Source organism: Nitratiruptor sp. YY08-26 (genome assembly GCF_016593215.1).
GTDB classification, from domain to species: domain Bacteria; phylum Campylobacterota; class Campylobacteria; order Campylobacterales; family Nitratiruptoraceae; genus Nitratiruptor; species Nitratiruptor tergarcus.
In genome coordinates this window covers 737,145-751,156 of record NZ_AP023063.1, presented here as the reverse complement: position 1 = coordinate 751,156, position 14,012 = coordinate 737,145, and the positions used below count along the sequence as shown (strand labels likewise).

Genomic DNA, 14,012 nt, shown 5'->3' with positions numbered 1-14,012 from the left:
TGAAATTTTCGATAATAGAAAAAAGTATTAAAAGGATTACTTATGCGTATTCTCCTTATCCGTCATGCAAAAGCATTGAGCCGTGAAGAGTGGGATGAAGATGATATATTACGCCCATTAAGTGAAGATGGAATCAAAAAAGCAAGAGAATTTTTTGCAAAGCTCCCCAAAATCTATCCAATAGAAGTAATTATAACTTCAAAAGCAACGCGCGCCATGCAGACTGCCAAACTTCTCCAAGAGTTCTATCCAAATAGTAAATATTTTGAAACTGCAAGACTCAATCCAGGAGCATCACCCTTGCGTTATGAAGAGGTAATTGAGAAGTTTCATTGCTATGAGAATATTGCCCTTGTAGGGCATGAGCCTGATATTTCATATGCAGTGTCACACTTTAGTGGATGTGATTTGATGCAAATACATATTAAAAAGGCGAGTGTTACAGAACTTGTAGGAGAGGAATCTTATACTCTTACTGGTCTCATATATCCAAAAATGTTGAAAAAGTTGCACTAATGGAACTCAAAGCGGGAGATCTGAGTAAGATTTTGATTTTTGCTTTTATTCTGCTTGTAGGCCTGGTTGGTACCTATTTGGAGTTTCGCAAACCAAAAGAGAGTGAAGATAAATTTGAAGTCGATCAAAAAAGAATAAACAAAGAGATTTTAGAGGAGCTTGAAAAAAATGAAAATAGCAACATTTAATGTCAATTCTATCAATGCTAGACTTGAGCTTATAAAACGCTGGCTTACAGAAAAAAACCCTATAGATATTTTATGTTTTCAAGAGATAAAATGTGAAGAGAATAGATTTCCTTTCAAAGATTTTGAAGAGCTAGGATATCAGTGTGCTGTATTTGGCCAAAAAGCCTACAATGGCGTTGCAATATGCTCCAAATTTGATTTTGAAGAGATACAAAAAGGTTTTGGAGATCCTTTTTGGGATGAGCAAAAACGCTTTATACGAGCAAAAATTAAAGGTATTCACATTTGCAATGTCTATGCACCCCATGGGGATTTTGATGGTGAAAAGCATATCTATAAACTGCAGTTTTTCAAAAATCTCAAAGAGTATCTACAGCAGTTTGATCTAAAAAAAGAGGAGATCATAGTAGTAGGTGATATGAATGTTGCAAGAGAGGATATTGATGTATGGGATGCTGAGCTACTTCGCGGCACAATTGGATTTATGGATGATGAGCGAAAAGCTTTTGAGGATTTTTTGCATATAGGACTCATTGATCTTTTTAGGGCATGCCATCCAGATACTAAGCAGTTTACCTGGTGGGATTATAAGAATGCAGCTGTTTGGAGAGACGAGGGCATGCGTATCGATTATATATTAACTTCAGATCCAGTTAAAGATAAATGTGAATCAATAGAAGTAGATATGTGGCCGAGAAGGCGAAGAAGCCCTACTCCAAGCGATCATGCGCCTGTTGTAGCAGTTTTTGCAGATTAATGACACTTTGGACAGATGCCACTAAGCATCAAAGAGGCCTCTTTAGGCTTAAAACCTTCAGGAAGCTCAATATCAATAGATTTTGGCTGCTCAACATCATACACGTTACCACACTTTTCACAAACAAAGTGGCTGTGCTTATGTTTTTTTAATTCAAATTTACTCTTTTTATGCGGTACTTTAATCTCTTGAATAATACCGGCTTCAAGAAGTGTATTGATATTTTTATAGACAGTAGCTAGTGATATAGAGACAAACTCTTTTTTTATCTCACTATAGATATCCTCAATATCCGCATGGCCTTTTTGCTCCAAAATACCAAGCATCGCTACACGCTGCGGTGTTGATTTAAGCTCTTTTTCTTTGAGCATATTTGTATACTCTACATATCTCTTTTCCAATTTTTCCCCCTTTTTATCTGTTGCATTTATACACCATAACTAAAAAATTGTCAAACTATTTTGAAAATAGTTATCAGTTTAAGTTTATTTCAAGCAAACTTGATGATTTACATTGCAATTATCAATTTTATCCCTCATAACACTTTATAGTTTCGTTCCACTTTAATATCATTAAGCTAGTATAAAGTTGAAACTGATACAATATATCAAAAGAAAAAAATTTTCTAAAAGGAGAAATTATGGCACGAAAAGGTATAAGCATTCTCAAAGGGATAGGAGCTGATGAGGTCATAGCACTTTTAAATAAAGCATACGCTGATGAGTGGCTTGCATACTACCAATACTTTATCGAAGCAAAAGTTGTCAAAGGGATTATGAAAGATGGCGTTGTAGCAGAGCTTGAGCAACATGCAGCAGATGAGTTGAGACATGCCACAATGGTGGCGGACAGAATTTTACAGCTAGGCGGTGAACCACTCTTGCATCCAAAAGATTGGTTTAGTTATGCAAATTGTGCCTACGAAGCTCCATCAAATCCAGATGTGCTCAAAGTACTTGAGCAAGCTATCAAAGGTGAACAGTGCGCTATAGATGTATACAGTCGCTTAGCTGAAATCACACAAGGAAAAGATATAGTTACATACGACATAGTAAGCCAAATTTTGGCAGATGAAGTAGAACATGAAGAGGATCTGCAAGGTCTGTATGAAGATATCCAGGAATTCATCGATCAAATCAAAGGAAATATCCAATGAAAAAGTTCCTTCTTTTTAGTTTTGCCATCGCCCTTTTCGCGGCCGAGCCATTCGTCTCGGCTAAATGGCTCAAGGAGCATTTAAATGACAAAAATCTTATTATTCTCGACGTCTCAAAGCCAAGCCTCTATAAAAAAGAGCACATTCCAGGTGCCATCAATGCTCCTATTGAACTGTGGCGAAAAAAAGTAGAACACTATGCGCTTTTAAAAAATCCTCTAGAACTCGAAAAAGTAATGCGTTCTCTTGGTATCAAACCAGATAGCCATGTGGTTTTGTATAGCCATAGATTTGGCAAAGACAAACTTAAAACCAGCTATATCGCTTTTGCAATGGAGGTGATGGGATTTTCAAACAGCTCTATCCTCGATGGGACCATAGAAGAGTATAGAAAAATCGACTCTCTTACTAAAGAGATTCCCAGCCATCCCACTTCACATTTTAAAGCCACTTTTCATCCGCAATTCATAGTCGATAAATCGATTGTCCTCACTCATATTGGCAAAACGAGAATGATTGATGCGAGAAATCCAATCTTCTATTTTGGGGCAGAAAAACAAAAGGTACTCAAACGCGCTGGTCATATACCAAAAGCAACTAACTATTTTTGGATCTTTAGCTTTCACAATGAAAAGATTAAAGATAAAGATACTTTAAAAGCAATGCTCATTGATGGATTGGGATTAAAACCAAATAAAGATGTAATAACCTATTGCACTGGCGGATTGGAAACAAGTATGAACTGGTATATACTTCATCGTCTCCTTAACTTCAAAAAAGCCAGACTCTATGATGCAAGTATGAAAGAGTGGGCAAATGAGAGTGATACACTTTTGACAAAATATTTATGGGAGTAGTAAAAAAGCCCATGTTTTGACAAATATCTAGAAAAACTTGGAGCTGTATAGTATTAAAATTTAGTATCAACTCTATGATATAAAAAGGAGTTTTAAAAAGGCGGCGGCAAACAAAACAACGCCTACGCCTTGCCACACTCCTCCTAGTTCCACCAGCATAATCGCCAACAGCATCATTGCAAAACTTAGCACTATAGGGCGCAGATACTCTTTTGTCTCTTTTTTGAGCCACTCAATCTGCAACGGCGACATTTCAACTTGTAAATTTCCTTCACTAGCCTTCTTGATAGTAGTTTTAAAATCCCTCGCCACATAGGGACTCTCTTTAATCTCTTCGATTACCATCTCTAAGAGTGAATCTTTATATCCAAGAGCTCTTGGAATATTTTTTTGCAAAATAGGTAAGATATCTTTTACACCATTGAAGTTCTCAATATAAGTAGTACCAAGTCCTTCTATAATTGCGCTAGCACGTAAAATATAAATAGCCTCTTGAGGCAACTTAAACGGAAGATCTCGCATCGATTCTAAAAGCTCAAAGGCTAGACGCTGCATATTAATTGCACTCAAATGCTCATCACTAAAAATCTCAAACATATTCTCAACAAGCTCAGCCATTGCAGCTTTTGGAGCCTCATAAGCAATAACCCCTAGCCTCTTAGCACTCGTAATATAGAGATCATAATTTTTTTCATAGGCTGATTTTATCATCTCAATAATGGCTATACGCGTCTCATTATCTATGCGCTTGACCATACCAAAATCGAGCAAGATAAGATTCCCTTTTTTATCAACAAGGAGATTGCCAGGATGAGGATCAGCATGAAAGAGACCAACAACGAGCATCTGCTCTGCATAAAAATTAATAAGACGCTCCAAAACAGAATGAAAATCGATACCAAGTTCTTTGATCGCTTTTTTATCATCAAAGCGTACTCCATCCATATAGCTCATAACTAAAGCATCTTCGCTACAATACTCTTCATAAGGTGTTGGAAAAAGAATATTACAATGAGCGTATGTTTTTGAAAATTTTTTTAAATTATAAAGCTCTCGTGAGAGATCTACTTCTTGGACAATCATATCTGCAAACTCATTGATAACAGCTTCTATAGAGTTTTTGGTATATTCGCTAAAAAGTGGTCGAAAAATAAAATTAATGGAGCGAAGAATTTTAATATCACTTCTAATGCGTTTTTCTATGCCAAAACGGCGCAGCTTTACAGCTACCTCTTTTCCATTTTTCAATACTGCTCTATGCACTTGCCCAATTGAGGCACTTGCGATTGGAGTTTTATCAAAATAGGCAAAAGGATTTTTCTTAAACGCTTGTGCGAAAACAGCTTCAAACTCTTTTTCCTCCATGGGAGGTAACTCATCATGAAGTCTTTTAAGCTCTTCGAGATACTCTTCATTAAAAAAATCTGCCCTTGTTGCTAAAACTTGTGCAAGTTTTATAAAACTCGCACCCAATGCAATAATACTCTTTCGCATCTCTTTGGGAGGCAATGGACGAAACCATAAAAATGAGGGCTTCTTTTTAATAAGCAAAAAAAAGGATAGTAGGAGAATAAAGATCTTATAGATACGCAGCAGGGAATAGTTATTTTTCAAGAAGTTTCTTTAGCTCTTCAATATCCTTTTTTGTAGCAATACCGCTTTCTCGTATTGCCTCTTTTATAATTTTTTTCAATTCTCTCATAACGCGTTTCTCTTCCTCTTCACCTTTTTGTTTTGCGGCCTCAACAATTTTTTTCACCTCATCTTTTGAGACTTTGCCTTTATCTACTAGCTTTTGCAATTCCTCTTCAACTTTCTCTTTTGCTAAAAGTGCACTCCCGATACCAAGATACACAAGATCTTTTAGCATTTTTTCTCCTTTTTAATTATTCTAAAGTAATTTTTATATTTATCTCTCTATTATCGCGCAAAAGTGTTAATGTAACTTCATCACCATGATTATACTCTTGCAAGATCTCTTGTAACTCTTTAAAACTACGTATTCGTTTTCCATCTACTGCTACAATGATATCCCCAAAAATAATTCTCCCATCGGGATAGATAATAGTCGGTTTTAATCCTGCCGTAGCAGCTGGGGAGTGGGGATCGACTGCTAAAACAGCTACACCATCAATACCAAAACGCCTATGCAAAAGATGATTGATGCGATCATCGCTCTCTATTCCAATACGAGGTGGAACATATTTTCCATAGGCTATCAAAGAGCTTACAACTCTATTGACGAGATTGATAGGTATTGCAAAACCTATCCCAGCATTTGCTCCACTTGGGCTATAGATTGCTGTATTGACACCAATAACACGCCCTGCACTATCAAGGAGTGGTCCTCCCGAATTGCCTGGATTAATTGCTGCATCTGTTTGAATTGCACCTTTAATTTTAGCACCACTATCTTCATTAATCACACGCCCTAAAGCTGAAATGATCCCCATTGTCATTGTCCAGTCAAGACCAAAAGGATTACCTATTGCATAGACTATCTGCCCTACATGCAGCTTATCGCTATCACCGATTGCAACAGGTTCCATCACACCAGGAATTGGTTTAATTTTTAAAACTGCCAAATCGTGTGAAGGATCTGCTCCTACTAATATAGCTTTATATCCTAACCCATTACTCAGCGTCACAACAGCTTCACTTGCACCTTCAATCACATGATAATTAGTGACAATATGGCCAAATTCATCCCACACAAAGCCACTTCCCGTCCCTCTTGGAACATCGAGCACACTCATATTCCAGTAATCAATCACTTTTTGTAGTGTAGATATATATACAACACTCGGCTTTGCTTGCTCAAAAATTTTTATATTGCTCTTTTCAAGAGCCATCAAATCCCCACGAGGTGTGATAGGCTTTGGCTTAGAAGAGATAAGCACTTCAAAAAATGGAAACATCTGCCATAGTAAAAACAGAACTAAACCAGTTATTATTCCAGTTAATAGCGATCTTCTCACTGCATACCTTTACATATATTTACTGTTGTAATTATACCGCTCTGCTTATCTACTATTAAAAGAGTCTCTTCAAATACTAAATAAAAAGCATTACTTCCCTCAAAACATTTTTGCATCTGTGAAATATCTGCAACACGACTCACAAGAGCCTCTAATGGTGAAGGTAAAAGCCTCTTTTGCGTATCACTTGGCACAACTACATCACTCTCTTCGATGATATAGCGTACTTTTTTGCCATTTTCTATAACCTCTTCTGCTTGGAGTTGGCCGCGTGTTATCATCTGAATCACCTGCGCACGGCTCATTTTTTTCATTCTGGCATATTTTCCAAGAGGAATACGCTTCATTACTCCCCCTTATATACTATTTTGAAATTTTCTATCGCAATCAATCCATCTATTTCCGCTTCGTAAATACGCTCTCCCCATTTTTGTAATGCCTCTTCGTAGCTTGGAGAAGTTTTGAGATATTCAATAAATGGATCGCTTTTTTTTACACCACAAAATGCATCTATATCCCAAATCACTTCTGCAAGTCCCTGCTTCACAAGATCATTTGTTCCCTCGCTCTCTCCCATTCTATGAGGCAAAACATAGATTTTCTTACCCATTTTTAGCGCAATCTCAGCGCTACGCATACTGCCACTCTTTCTATCGGCTTGTGTGATGATGAGATACTCTCCTAATGCCACAACACTTTTATTACGCACAACAAAGCTCCATTTTGTTGGGCGAAAATCTGGTTCAAATTGACTAAGTAGGAGTCCCTCTTTTGCAATTGTTTGCAATAATTCTCGATTTATGGCTGGATAGAGTACATCTATTCCACTTCCAAGCACTGCAATTGTGTTTGCTGCTCCAGCCCCGCGGTGCGCCAAAGCATCTACGCCCATAGCTCCACCACTTACAACCACTTTGCCACTTTTTGCAAGTGCAGTAGCAAGTCTAAGTGTAACTGTCTTGGTGTAGGTATTAGGCCTTCTTGTACCCACAATAGATACTTTGGGTCGATCCAGCAAGGTAAGGTTACCTTGAAAATGAAACTGCTTTCCTCCAATTTCAACCAATAAAATATCTCCAAAATAGTATTGCTGTAGCACTTACTATAAAAACACCTATAAGATTGATAAAAAATCCTATTTTAGCCATTTCTTTGATTTTAATGACACGGCTACTCATAATAATAGCATTTGGAGGAGTGGCAATTGGAAGCATAAATGCATAACTTGCAGCAATTGTAGCAGTAAAGAGAATAATCTCTACTGGGAGATTATTGCGATGCGCGAATTCATAAAAGACAGGTAAAGATATTGATGTAAGAGCGGTATTGCTCGTAATTTCTGTAGCAAAAGAGACAAAAAATGCTACTAAAAAGAGAAGTAAAAAAAGCGGTAAAGAGGCAAAATTTGTAAAATATCCTGCAAGGATACTTGCTAGTCCAGTTGCAATAAAAGCTTTGGCTATCGCAAACCCTGCTCCAAAGAGAAAAACAATTTCATAAGGCATATCTTTGGTATCTTCCCATTGCAAAATCTGTACATTTGGCAAAAAGAGCAAAAGACCAAACCCTAAGAGCAAAAGCTTTTCATTGAGAGCAAATGAAGGAAAGAGGGGTTTAATAAGTGCATTGAGCAAAAGTAAAAAAACTAAAAGCCCCAAAATCTTTGCAAGGAGATGCTGTTCATAAGTTAAGGTTTGTATCTCACTACTTTTACAAGCCAATGGCTCATCTTGTAACCCCAAAGAGAGTAACCAAGGAACAATCACTATCATGGTAAGCACCACAGGTGCTGTCAAAAACATCCACTCTAAAAAGGTTGGGGCAGCAATATTGATATCATCTAAAAAGCCTAAAAGAATTAAATTGGGAGGAGTCCCGATTGGTGTAAAAATTCCTCCAATACTTGCTCCATAAGCTGTAGCAATGAGGTAGCGTACACGAAGCCTTATGTTGCTTGTCATAAACATAGCAATTGGCATAAGCATTATTGTTACAGTCGTATTGGATAAAAATGCACTGAGAGTTGCAGAAGTAATAGCTAAAGCATAAATAATCCCTTTTGCACTCTTTGGGAAAAAAGAGAGCAGCTTTGCAGCAGTAATCTCATGGAGTCTTGTTTTTTGCATTGCAATAGCAAGTAAAAATCCACCTATAAAAAGAAAAATAATGTCTTTAGAATAATTGGGTGCAGTAGTTTTTAAATCTATTATACCTAATAGAGGGAAAAGTATCAAAGGGAGCAAGGAAGTTACTCCCAAAGGCAAAGCTTCACTACTCCATAAATAGACCAAAAAAACTACAGCTCCTATAAGTTTTGCTTGCACCATATCCATAGCATAAGAGCTGAGAGCAAAACTTAATAGACCCAAACCCACTCCAATAGAGAGTTTTTGCATCACTTTGCCTTTGTATAGAGATCATCTATATATATTAATTGAACATCTTTTAAAATATCTTTAGAACGAGCTAGAGCTTGGAGAGTTTTTTGATGAGGATGACCAATAGCTATAGCATAGCCTTTACGTTTTGCTATATGAACGGCCTTTTTGAGTTGATTACGAATATAAGAGACATTTTGCTCATTGTCTAAAAATATATTTCGCGCAATATAGGGATAACCATATTGTTCTACAACACTTTTCACTACAGTATTTGGCGTTGTACGACTATCTACAAATATAAATCCATATTTACTTAACAGGGGTATTAGGCGATTCATTGCTGCAGCATCTGCAGTAAATTTACTTCCAGTATGGTTATTAATAAATTTGGCATGAGGAAAACGTTCACGTAAAGAAGCAACAACCCTTTCAATAAACTCTTTTGATGAATTAGTATGCAGTGTATTATACTCTTCGTGAGGAAAATTGGTCGCTTCCATAGGTAAATGGATCATATAATGCCTAAACTCTTTTGCATATTTCCATGTATTTGGATGTCTTGGTGTAGGTGGAAAAAAAGATGGAGTGATTTTGAGTCCTAGTCTCTTAATAGCATTTACCTGATAACGATAAGCCACATCATCTAAAATAAGTACAAGCTTAGGCCTTTGGCCTTTATGGAGAAGGTATGTAGCATGTTTTCTTTTTTTATGCTCTTTATGTTTTAAAACTCTTTTTGCGCTACTACTTGCACTGCTACTCGATTCACTCATTGATGAAGCTGCACTTGCAGCTGTTTTATGAGCATTTTTTTCGAAATCTTCTATTTCAGAAAATCTAATATCAGTGAGATGTTTTAGAGCATCCTTCTCTTTTTTCTTAATAGCAGCAATACTACTTTGGCTTTTATGCAATGCTTCATTGTATCCGGTTGAAAACCCCAGTTTATAGAGATATACTCCCAAAACCCCTAAGATAAGTAAAATTATAAAAATAAGAAGAGAGAGAATAAGATATTTTTTAGATGAAAAGAAGCTGTCTTTTTTTGTTCTTTTTCGTCTTTTGCGTGCCATTTAATAGCCAAAGCATAGGAGAGCCCTATGCTTAGTTTTTCTCTTGATCGACGATTTTATTTGCAGTGATCCAAGGCATCATCGCACGGAGTCGTTTACCTACCTGCTCTATTGGATGTGCTTCACAGTTTCTTCGCTCAGCTGTCATTCTTGGATATCCCGTCATTCCTTCAAGGATAAAATCTTTTGCAAATTTTCCATTTTGAATCTCTTTTAAGATCTCTTTCATAGCTTTTCTCGAAGCCTCATTAATTACTCTTGGACCACTTACGTAATCACCATACTCTGCCGTATTGCTGATAGAGTATCGCATATTAGCAAGACCGCCTTCATAGATAAGATCAACGATAAGTTTCAATTCATGCAAACACTCAAAATATGCCATCTCTTCCGGGTATCCAGCCTCAGTGAGTGTCTCAAATCCCGCTTGAATAAGCGCACTCACACCACCACAAAGGACTGCTTGCTCACCAAAAAGATCCGTTTCAGTCTCATCTTTAAAAGTAGTATGAATAATTCCTGTACGCCCTCCACCAATTGCACTTGCATAGCTTTTCGCAAGTTCTAATGTGTTGCCACTTGGATCTTGATCTACTGCAATCAAATCTGGAATACCACCACCTTTTACAAATTCACTTCTCACAGTATGACCAGGTGCTTTAGGCGCTACCATCATAACGTTAATATCAGCTCTTGGTTTAATACGTCCATAATGGATATTAAATCCATGTCCAAAAGCAATTGTATCACCAGCATTAAGATTTGGTTCAATATCTCTGTAGTAAACATCACTTTGAATCTCATCAGGAATCAATATCATTACTACATCTGCCCACTCAGCAGCATCAGCTACCTCTAAAACGTCAAATCCCTTCGCTTCAGCCTTCTTCCAACTTCTCCCACCTGGATATAAACCAATTTTTACCTCAACACCGCTATCTCTTAAGTTTTCAGCGTGCGCATGTCCTTGACTACCAAAACCGATAATCGCTACTTTTTTGCTTTTAATCAAATTTATATCACAATCTTTGTCATAATAGATTGGTAATGCCATACTACGTCCTTTGGAAAATTTTGGCTAATTTTACTTAAAACTTCTTTAGTTTTGGATAAATTTATCACGCAATAGAGTCAGTTTTGTATGTTATAATTTCTTAAAAAAATTTAAGGAAATATATTTTGAAAGAGTTTATCTTAAAACTACTTCGTGGTATCGAAAAAAAAGATATCCCAAGAGAGTATTTGGCTCTTGTTGATGATCTTTTACGCCACAAGATTATTAAAATAGATGGAAAAATCTATAAAATTAGCTCAAAATATCGTGTAGGAAAAATTGATATTGCAAGAAATGGTACGGGCTTTTTAGAAGTTTTTGGAATCAAAGCAAAAGATCTTCTCATAGAGCCCGAGCATCTCAATGGTGCCACAAGAGGAGATCTCGTAGTAGCTAAACGGATTTTTAAAGGTGGAGGACGTCCAAAAGCAAAAGTTGTCTATATTTTAGAAAAAGCTTTTCGTTTTAGTGTTGCCTATTTTGATAAAGACAATGGCATCTTTTTTAATATCAAAAATGAGATGCCACTTGCAGTCAAGGCGAGTAAAAAATCTTTGCGCGATTTACCAGGTGGTACGGTAGTAAAAGTGGATAATGAGGCGCAAATCATTGTTGAAGTACTTGGTATACTTGATGATCCGAGCGTAGATGAAAAGATCTCATTAGCTCTTTACAATAAACATGAAGAGTTTGGCAAAGAGGCTGAGCTTGAAGCAAGTGCATATCCAGATGAGATTTATGTAGACCTCTATCCTCAAAGAGTTGATTTAACACATCTGCCATTTTGCACCATTGATCCTGTCACTGCAAAAGATCACGATGATGCAATATATTTTGATAAAGAGAGCAACACTCTCTATGTAGCCATTGCTGATGTAAGTGAATATGTCCCTCCGATGGGCCCAATAGATAAAGAGGCAAAAGAGAGAGGATTTAGTATCTATTTGCCCCATAAATCAATTCCGATGCTACCAAGAAAACTGAGTGAAGGAATTTGCTCTTTAAAAGAAAATGTAGAAAGACTCGCTTTTGTGAGCAAAATTACTCTTGATAAAAACCTCCAGCCTCTCAAAGAGGAGCTTATTGAAGGAATTATTAAGAGTCGAAGAAAGTATAGTTATGATCGGGTAGATGAGTTTTTGGCTGGCAGATTTGAAAATATTGATGATACTGACAAGGAGCTTCTTGAGTGGATGCTGCCTTTATATGAAATAACAAAAAAACTGCGTAAAGAGCGACTCCAAAAGGGATTTGAGTTTTCCAACCCAGAAATTAGGCTTGTCCTAGATAAAAATGGAGAACTTGTTAAAACAGAGATTGAGAGAGAAACGCCGAGCCACGCTCTCATTGAAGATTGTATGCTTCTTGCTAATAAAGCTACAGCAAAGATGTTTGATTACGGAATTTTTAGAACACATGAAGAGCCAGCCGAAGAAAAGATTGAAGAGCTCCTCAACGAGCTAGCAAATGTAGGCATCTTTACAAAAGAGTACAACACATTGCATGAGCTCTTTTTACATATTCAAAATGAGGCTGAAAAACTTGGAATCAAAGAGCATGTGGACAAACTTCTCATCCGCACGCAAAAACAGGCTGGCTATACTGCGGAAAATATCGGGCATTTTGGACTAGGATTTGAAAAATATACACACTTTACAAGCCCTATTAGGAGATATAGCGATCTTACATTGCATCGCCTTCTCAAAGCTATTATCAAAAACAATAAAAAGCAGCTGGATTTCATTTTAAAAAATATAGAGCCTCTTGCTGTGCGCATCAGTGAACTTGAGCGAGAGGCAGCAAAAGTAGAATGGGATTTTATGGATAGAAAGTTTGCAAGATGGGCAGCAAAAAATATAGGGAAGCGTTTCAAGGCAATCGTCACAGATCCTGAATCTACCCCTATAGCGCAACTTGATGATGAGATCAAAGGTGCCAGGATATTTTTACCAAGAGCTGAAGTGGAGCTTTTTGACAGAGTCGTTGTAGAGATTATCGATGTAAATATAGCTACAACAAAAATCTATGCTAAAGTGGTAGAGAAAATAGATGTACAAAGCTGAGTTCGAGAAAACACCAAAAAATTTTGATGCATATCTCTTTTGGGGAGAGGAGCCATACTTTATAGAAAAGTATACACAAGAGATGGCGCAAAGGATAGGCAAAGAGAATGCAATGCAACTCTATTTTGATGAATATGATTTTGAGATTGCCAAAAACTACCTCTCCCAATCTTCACTCTTTGGTGATGTAAACCTCCTTATTATCAAACATGATAAGGCACTACCTAAAAAGGAACTATCACAACTCATAGCAATTTGTAATAAAAATGCTAATAGTTTTTTTATCTACGCGCTTTTCTCTACTGATGGCAAAAAAATAGCTTCACTCTTTGATAAGAAGCATAACGCTGTGAATGTGCGCTTTTTTAAAGCAGCTTTACATGAAGCAAAAAAAGAGTTACAAGAGTTTTGTCAACAAAAAAATATAGAGATAGATACATATGCATTAGAGCATCTACTTATCATGCTGGAAAACAACATTGAACTTGCAAAGAGCGAACTACTCAAACTAAGTATCAATGAAAGAGCAATCGAAACAAAAGATATTGATAACCTCGTCTATCCGATTACTCCTCTCAACCTCGAAAAACTCTATATCGCTATCATCAAAAAAGAGCCTATAGAGGAACTCTTTGCTCAAATAATAGAAGAGGAACAGAATGAAATGAAAATACTGCTCGGTTTTGAGAATTTTATGCAGCAGCTCTTTTTATTTTACAGCTATATTCGCCTCCATGGAAACCTTGATTCTTCTCAAATACTTGGATACAGACTTCCACGCCATATTGAAGAGCAGCGTGCAGCACTTGCAATGAGGATTAAAAACTACCCAAAAATATTTTTAGCAATGCAAACCTGTGAGTTGGAGCTCAAAACAAAAACAAACATCGACAAAAGCGCCCTATTACTTTCTTATTTAATAAAAATCCAAGGATTGTTTTGATAATATAGCTGCGCTTTTTATACACAAAATAAAAGCCTTGCCGAGA

At 36.8% G+C, this 14,012-nt stretch carries 16 protein-coding genes; 7 read left to right on the top strand and 9 right to left on the bottom strand.

Annotation, left to right across the window (positions count from 1 at the left end; genetic code table 11):
• Positions 1-42 precede the first annotated feature (42 nt).
• The 3 genes from JG738_RS04140 to xth are packed head-to-tail and all read left to right on the top strand — an operon-like array spanning position 43 to position 1,461.
• The gene (locus JG738_RS04140) at positions 43-516 is read left to right on the top strand and encodes a histidine phosphatase family protein (RefSeq protein ID WP_201338500.1); all 474 of its coding nucleotides are present in this window, start codon (positions 43-45) and stop codon (positions 514-516) included.
• Positions 516-704 carry a hypothetical protein gene (locus JG738_RS04135; protein ID WP_084275621.1) on the top strand — a complete coding sequence of 63 codons (189 nt, stop codon included), beginning with the start codon at positions 516-518 and terminating at the stop codon, positions 702-704. The genes JG738_RS04140 and JG738_RS04135 overlap by 1 nt, the downstream gene beginning before the upstream one ends.
• Positions 685-1,461: an exodeoxyribonuclease III gene (gene xth / locus JG738_RS04130; RefSeq protein ID WP_201338499.1), complete on the top strand. Its 777-nt coding sequence runs from the start codon at positions 685-687 to the stop codon at positions 1,459-1,461. The genes JG738_RS04135 and xth overlap by 20 nt, the downstream gene beginning before the upstream one ends.
• On the opposite strand, the gene JG738_RS04125 is transcribed toward xth, so the two are convergent.
• A complete protein-coding gene (locus JG738_RS04125; protein ID WP_201338498.1) occupies positions 1,458-1,862 on the bottom strand; it encodes a Fur family transcriptional regulator in 405 nt (134 codons plus the stop codon). The two genes, xth and JG738_RS04125, sit on opposite strands and share 4 nt — an antisense overlap.
• 239 nt (positions 1,863-2,101) lie before the next feature.
• Here JG738_RS04125 and JG738_RS04120 point away from each other — a divergent pair, with 239 nt between their 5' ends.
• Positions 2,102-2,617 (top strand): ferritin-like domain-containing protein, encoded by a 516-nt coding sequence (locus tag JG738_RS04120; RefSeq protein ID WP_201338497.1) that lies wholly within the window; start codon positions 2,102-2,104, stop codon positions 2,615-2,617.
• Positions 2,614-3,474: a sulfurtransferase gene (locus tag JG738_RS04115; protein WP_201338496.1), complete on the top strand. Its 861-nt coding sequence runs from the start codon at positions 2,614-2,616 to the stop codon at positions 3,472-3,474. Before JG738_RS04120 ends, JG738_RS04115 begins: the two co-directional genes overlap by 4 nt.
• A 72-nt stretch (positions 3,475-3,546) precedes the next feature.
• Here the strand turns inward: JG738_RS04115 and JG738_RS04110 are convergent, their stop codons facing one another.
• From JG738_RS04110 to ilvC, 8 genes are read right to left on the bottom strand one after another with little or no spacing between them, the layout of a single operon-like run.
• A complete protein-coding gene (locus tag JG738_RS04110) occupies positions 3,547-5,088 on the bottom strand; it encodes an AarF/ABC1/UbiB kinase family protein (RefSeq protein WP_201338495.1) in 1,542 nt (513 codons plus the stop codon).
• Complete coding sequence (locus JG738_RS04105; protein WP_201338494.1) at positions 5,078-5,344, bottom strand: hypothetical protein; 267 nt, start codon at positions 5,342-5,344, stop codon at positions 5,078-5,080. Before JG738_RS04105 ends, JG738_RS04110 begins: the two co-directional genes overlap by 11 nt.
• 16 nt (positions 5,345-5,360) lie before the next feature.
• Positions 5,361-6,452 (bottom strand): S1C family serine protease, encoded by a 1,092-nt coding sequence (locus JG738_RS04100; protein ID WP_201338493.1) that lies wholly within the window; start codon positions 6,450-6,452, stop codon positions 5,361-5,363.
• Positions 6,449-6,799: a hypothetical protein gene (locus JG738_RS04095; protein WP_201338492.1), complete on the bottom strand. Its 351-nt coding sequence runs from the start codon at positions 6,797-6,799 to the stop codon at positions 6,449-6,451. The genes JG738_RS04100 and JG738_RS04095 overlap by 4 nt, the downstream gene beginning before the upstream one ends.
• Positions 6,799-7,518, bottom strand: coding sequence for a DNA-processing protein DprA (locus JG738_RS04090; RefSeq protein WP_201338491.1), 720 nt, complete (start codon positions 7,516-7,518; stop codon positions 6,799-6,801). The genes JG738_RS04095 and JG738_RS04090 overlap by 1 nt, the downstream gene beginning before the upstream one ends.
• Positions 7,511-8,848 carry an SLC13 family permease gene (locus tag JG738_RS04085; RefSeq protein WP_201338490.1) on the bottom strand — a complete coding sequence of 446 codons (1,338 nt, stop codon included), beginning with the start codon at positions 8,846-8,848 and terminating at the stop codon, positions 7,511-7,513. Before JG738_RS04085 ends, JG738_RS04090 begins: the two co-directional genes overlap by 8 nt.
• Positions 8,848-9,906 carry a divergent polysaccharide deacetylase family protein gene (locus JG738_RS04080; protein WP_201338489.1) on the bottom strand — a complete coding sequence of 353 codons (1,059 nt, stop codon included), beginning with the start codon at positions 9,904-9,906 and terminating at the stop codon, positions 8,848-8,850. Before JG738_RS04080 ends, JG738_RS04085 begins: the two co-directional genes overlap by 1 nt.
• 31 nt (positions 9,907-9,937) lie before the next feature.
• Positions 9,938-10,960, bottom strand: a complete 1,023-nt coding sequence (gene ilvC, locus JG738_RS04075) for a ketol-acid reductoisomerase (RefSeq protein ID WP_084275610.1) — start codon at positions 10,958-10,960, stop codon at positions 9,938-9,940.
• A gap of 125 nt (positions 10,961-11,085) precedes the next feature.
• On the opposite strand from ilvC, the gene JG738_RS04070 reads away from it, so the two are divergent.
• The gene (locus JG738_RS04070; RefSeq protein WP_201338488.1) at positions 11,086-13,023 is read left to right on the top strand and encodes a ribonuclease R family protein; all 1,938 of its coding nucleotides are present in this window, start codon (positions 11,086-11,088) and stop codon (positions 13,021-13,023) included.
• On the top strand, positions 13,010-13,966 hold the full coding sequence (gene holA, locus JG738_RS04065; protein WP_201338487.1) for a DNA polymerase III subunit delta: 957 nt from the start codon (positions 13,010-13,012) through the stop codon (positions 13,964-13,966). Before JG738_RS04070 ends, holA begins: the two co-directional genes overlap by 14 nt.
• Positions 13,967-14,012 lie beyond the last annotated feature (46 nt).

Coding starts and splice junctions, on each gene's coding strand:
- xth (WP_201338499.1), top strand. CDS start 685: ATGAAAATAGCAACATTTAATGTCAATTCTATCAATGCTAGACTTGAG.
- JG738_RS04115 (WP_201338496.1), top strand. CDS start 2,614: ATGAAAAAGTTCCTTCTTTTTAGTTTTGCCATCGCCCTTTTCGCGGCC.
- ilvC (WP_084275610.1), bottom strand. CDS start 10,960: ATGGCATTACCAATCTATTATGACAAAGATTGTGATATAAATTTGATT.
- JG738_RS04135 (WP_084275621.1), top strand. CDS start 516: ATGGAACTCAAAGCGGGAGATCTGAGTAAGATTTTGATTTTTGCTTTT.
- JG738_RS04105 (WP_201338494.1), bottom strand. CDS start 5,344: ATGCTAAAAGATCTTGTGTATCTTGGTATCGGGAGTGCACTTTTAGCA.
- JG738_RS04080 (WP_201338489.1), bottom strand. CDS start 9,906: ATGGCACGCAAAAGACGAAAAAGAACAAAAAAAGACAGCTTCTTTTCA.
- JG738_RS04085 (WP_201338490.1), bottom strand. CDS start 8,848: ATGCAAAAACTCTCTATTGGAGTGGGTTTGGGTCTATTAAGTTTTGCT.
- JG738_RS04095 (WP_201338492.1), bottom strand. CDS start 6,799: ATGAAGCGTATTCCTCTTGGAAAATATGCCAGAATGAAAAAAATGAGC.
- JG738_RS04120 (WP_201338497.1), top strand. CDS start 2,102: ATGGCACGAAAAGGTATAAGCATTCTCAAAGGGATAGGAGCTGATGAG.
- JG738_RS04140 (WP_201338500.1), top strand. CDS start 43: ATGCGTATTCTCCTTATCCGTCATGCAAAAGCATTGAGCCGTGAAGAG.
- holA (WP_201338487.1), top strand. CDS start 13,010: ATGTACAAAGCTGAGTTCGAGAAAACACCAAAAAATTTTGATGCATAT.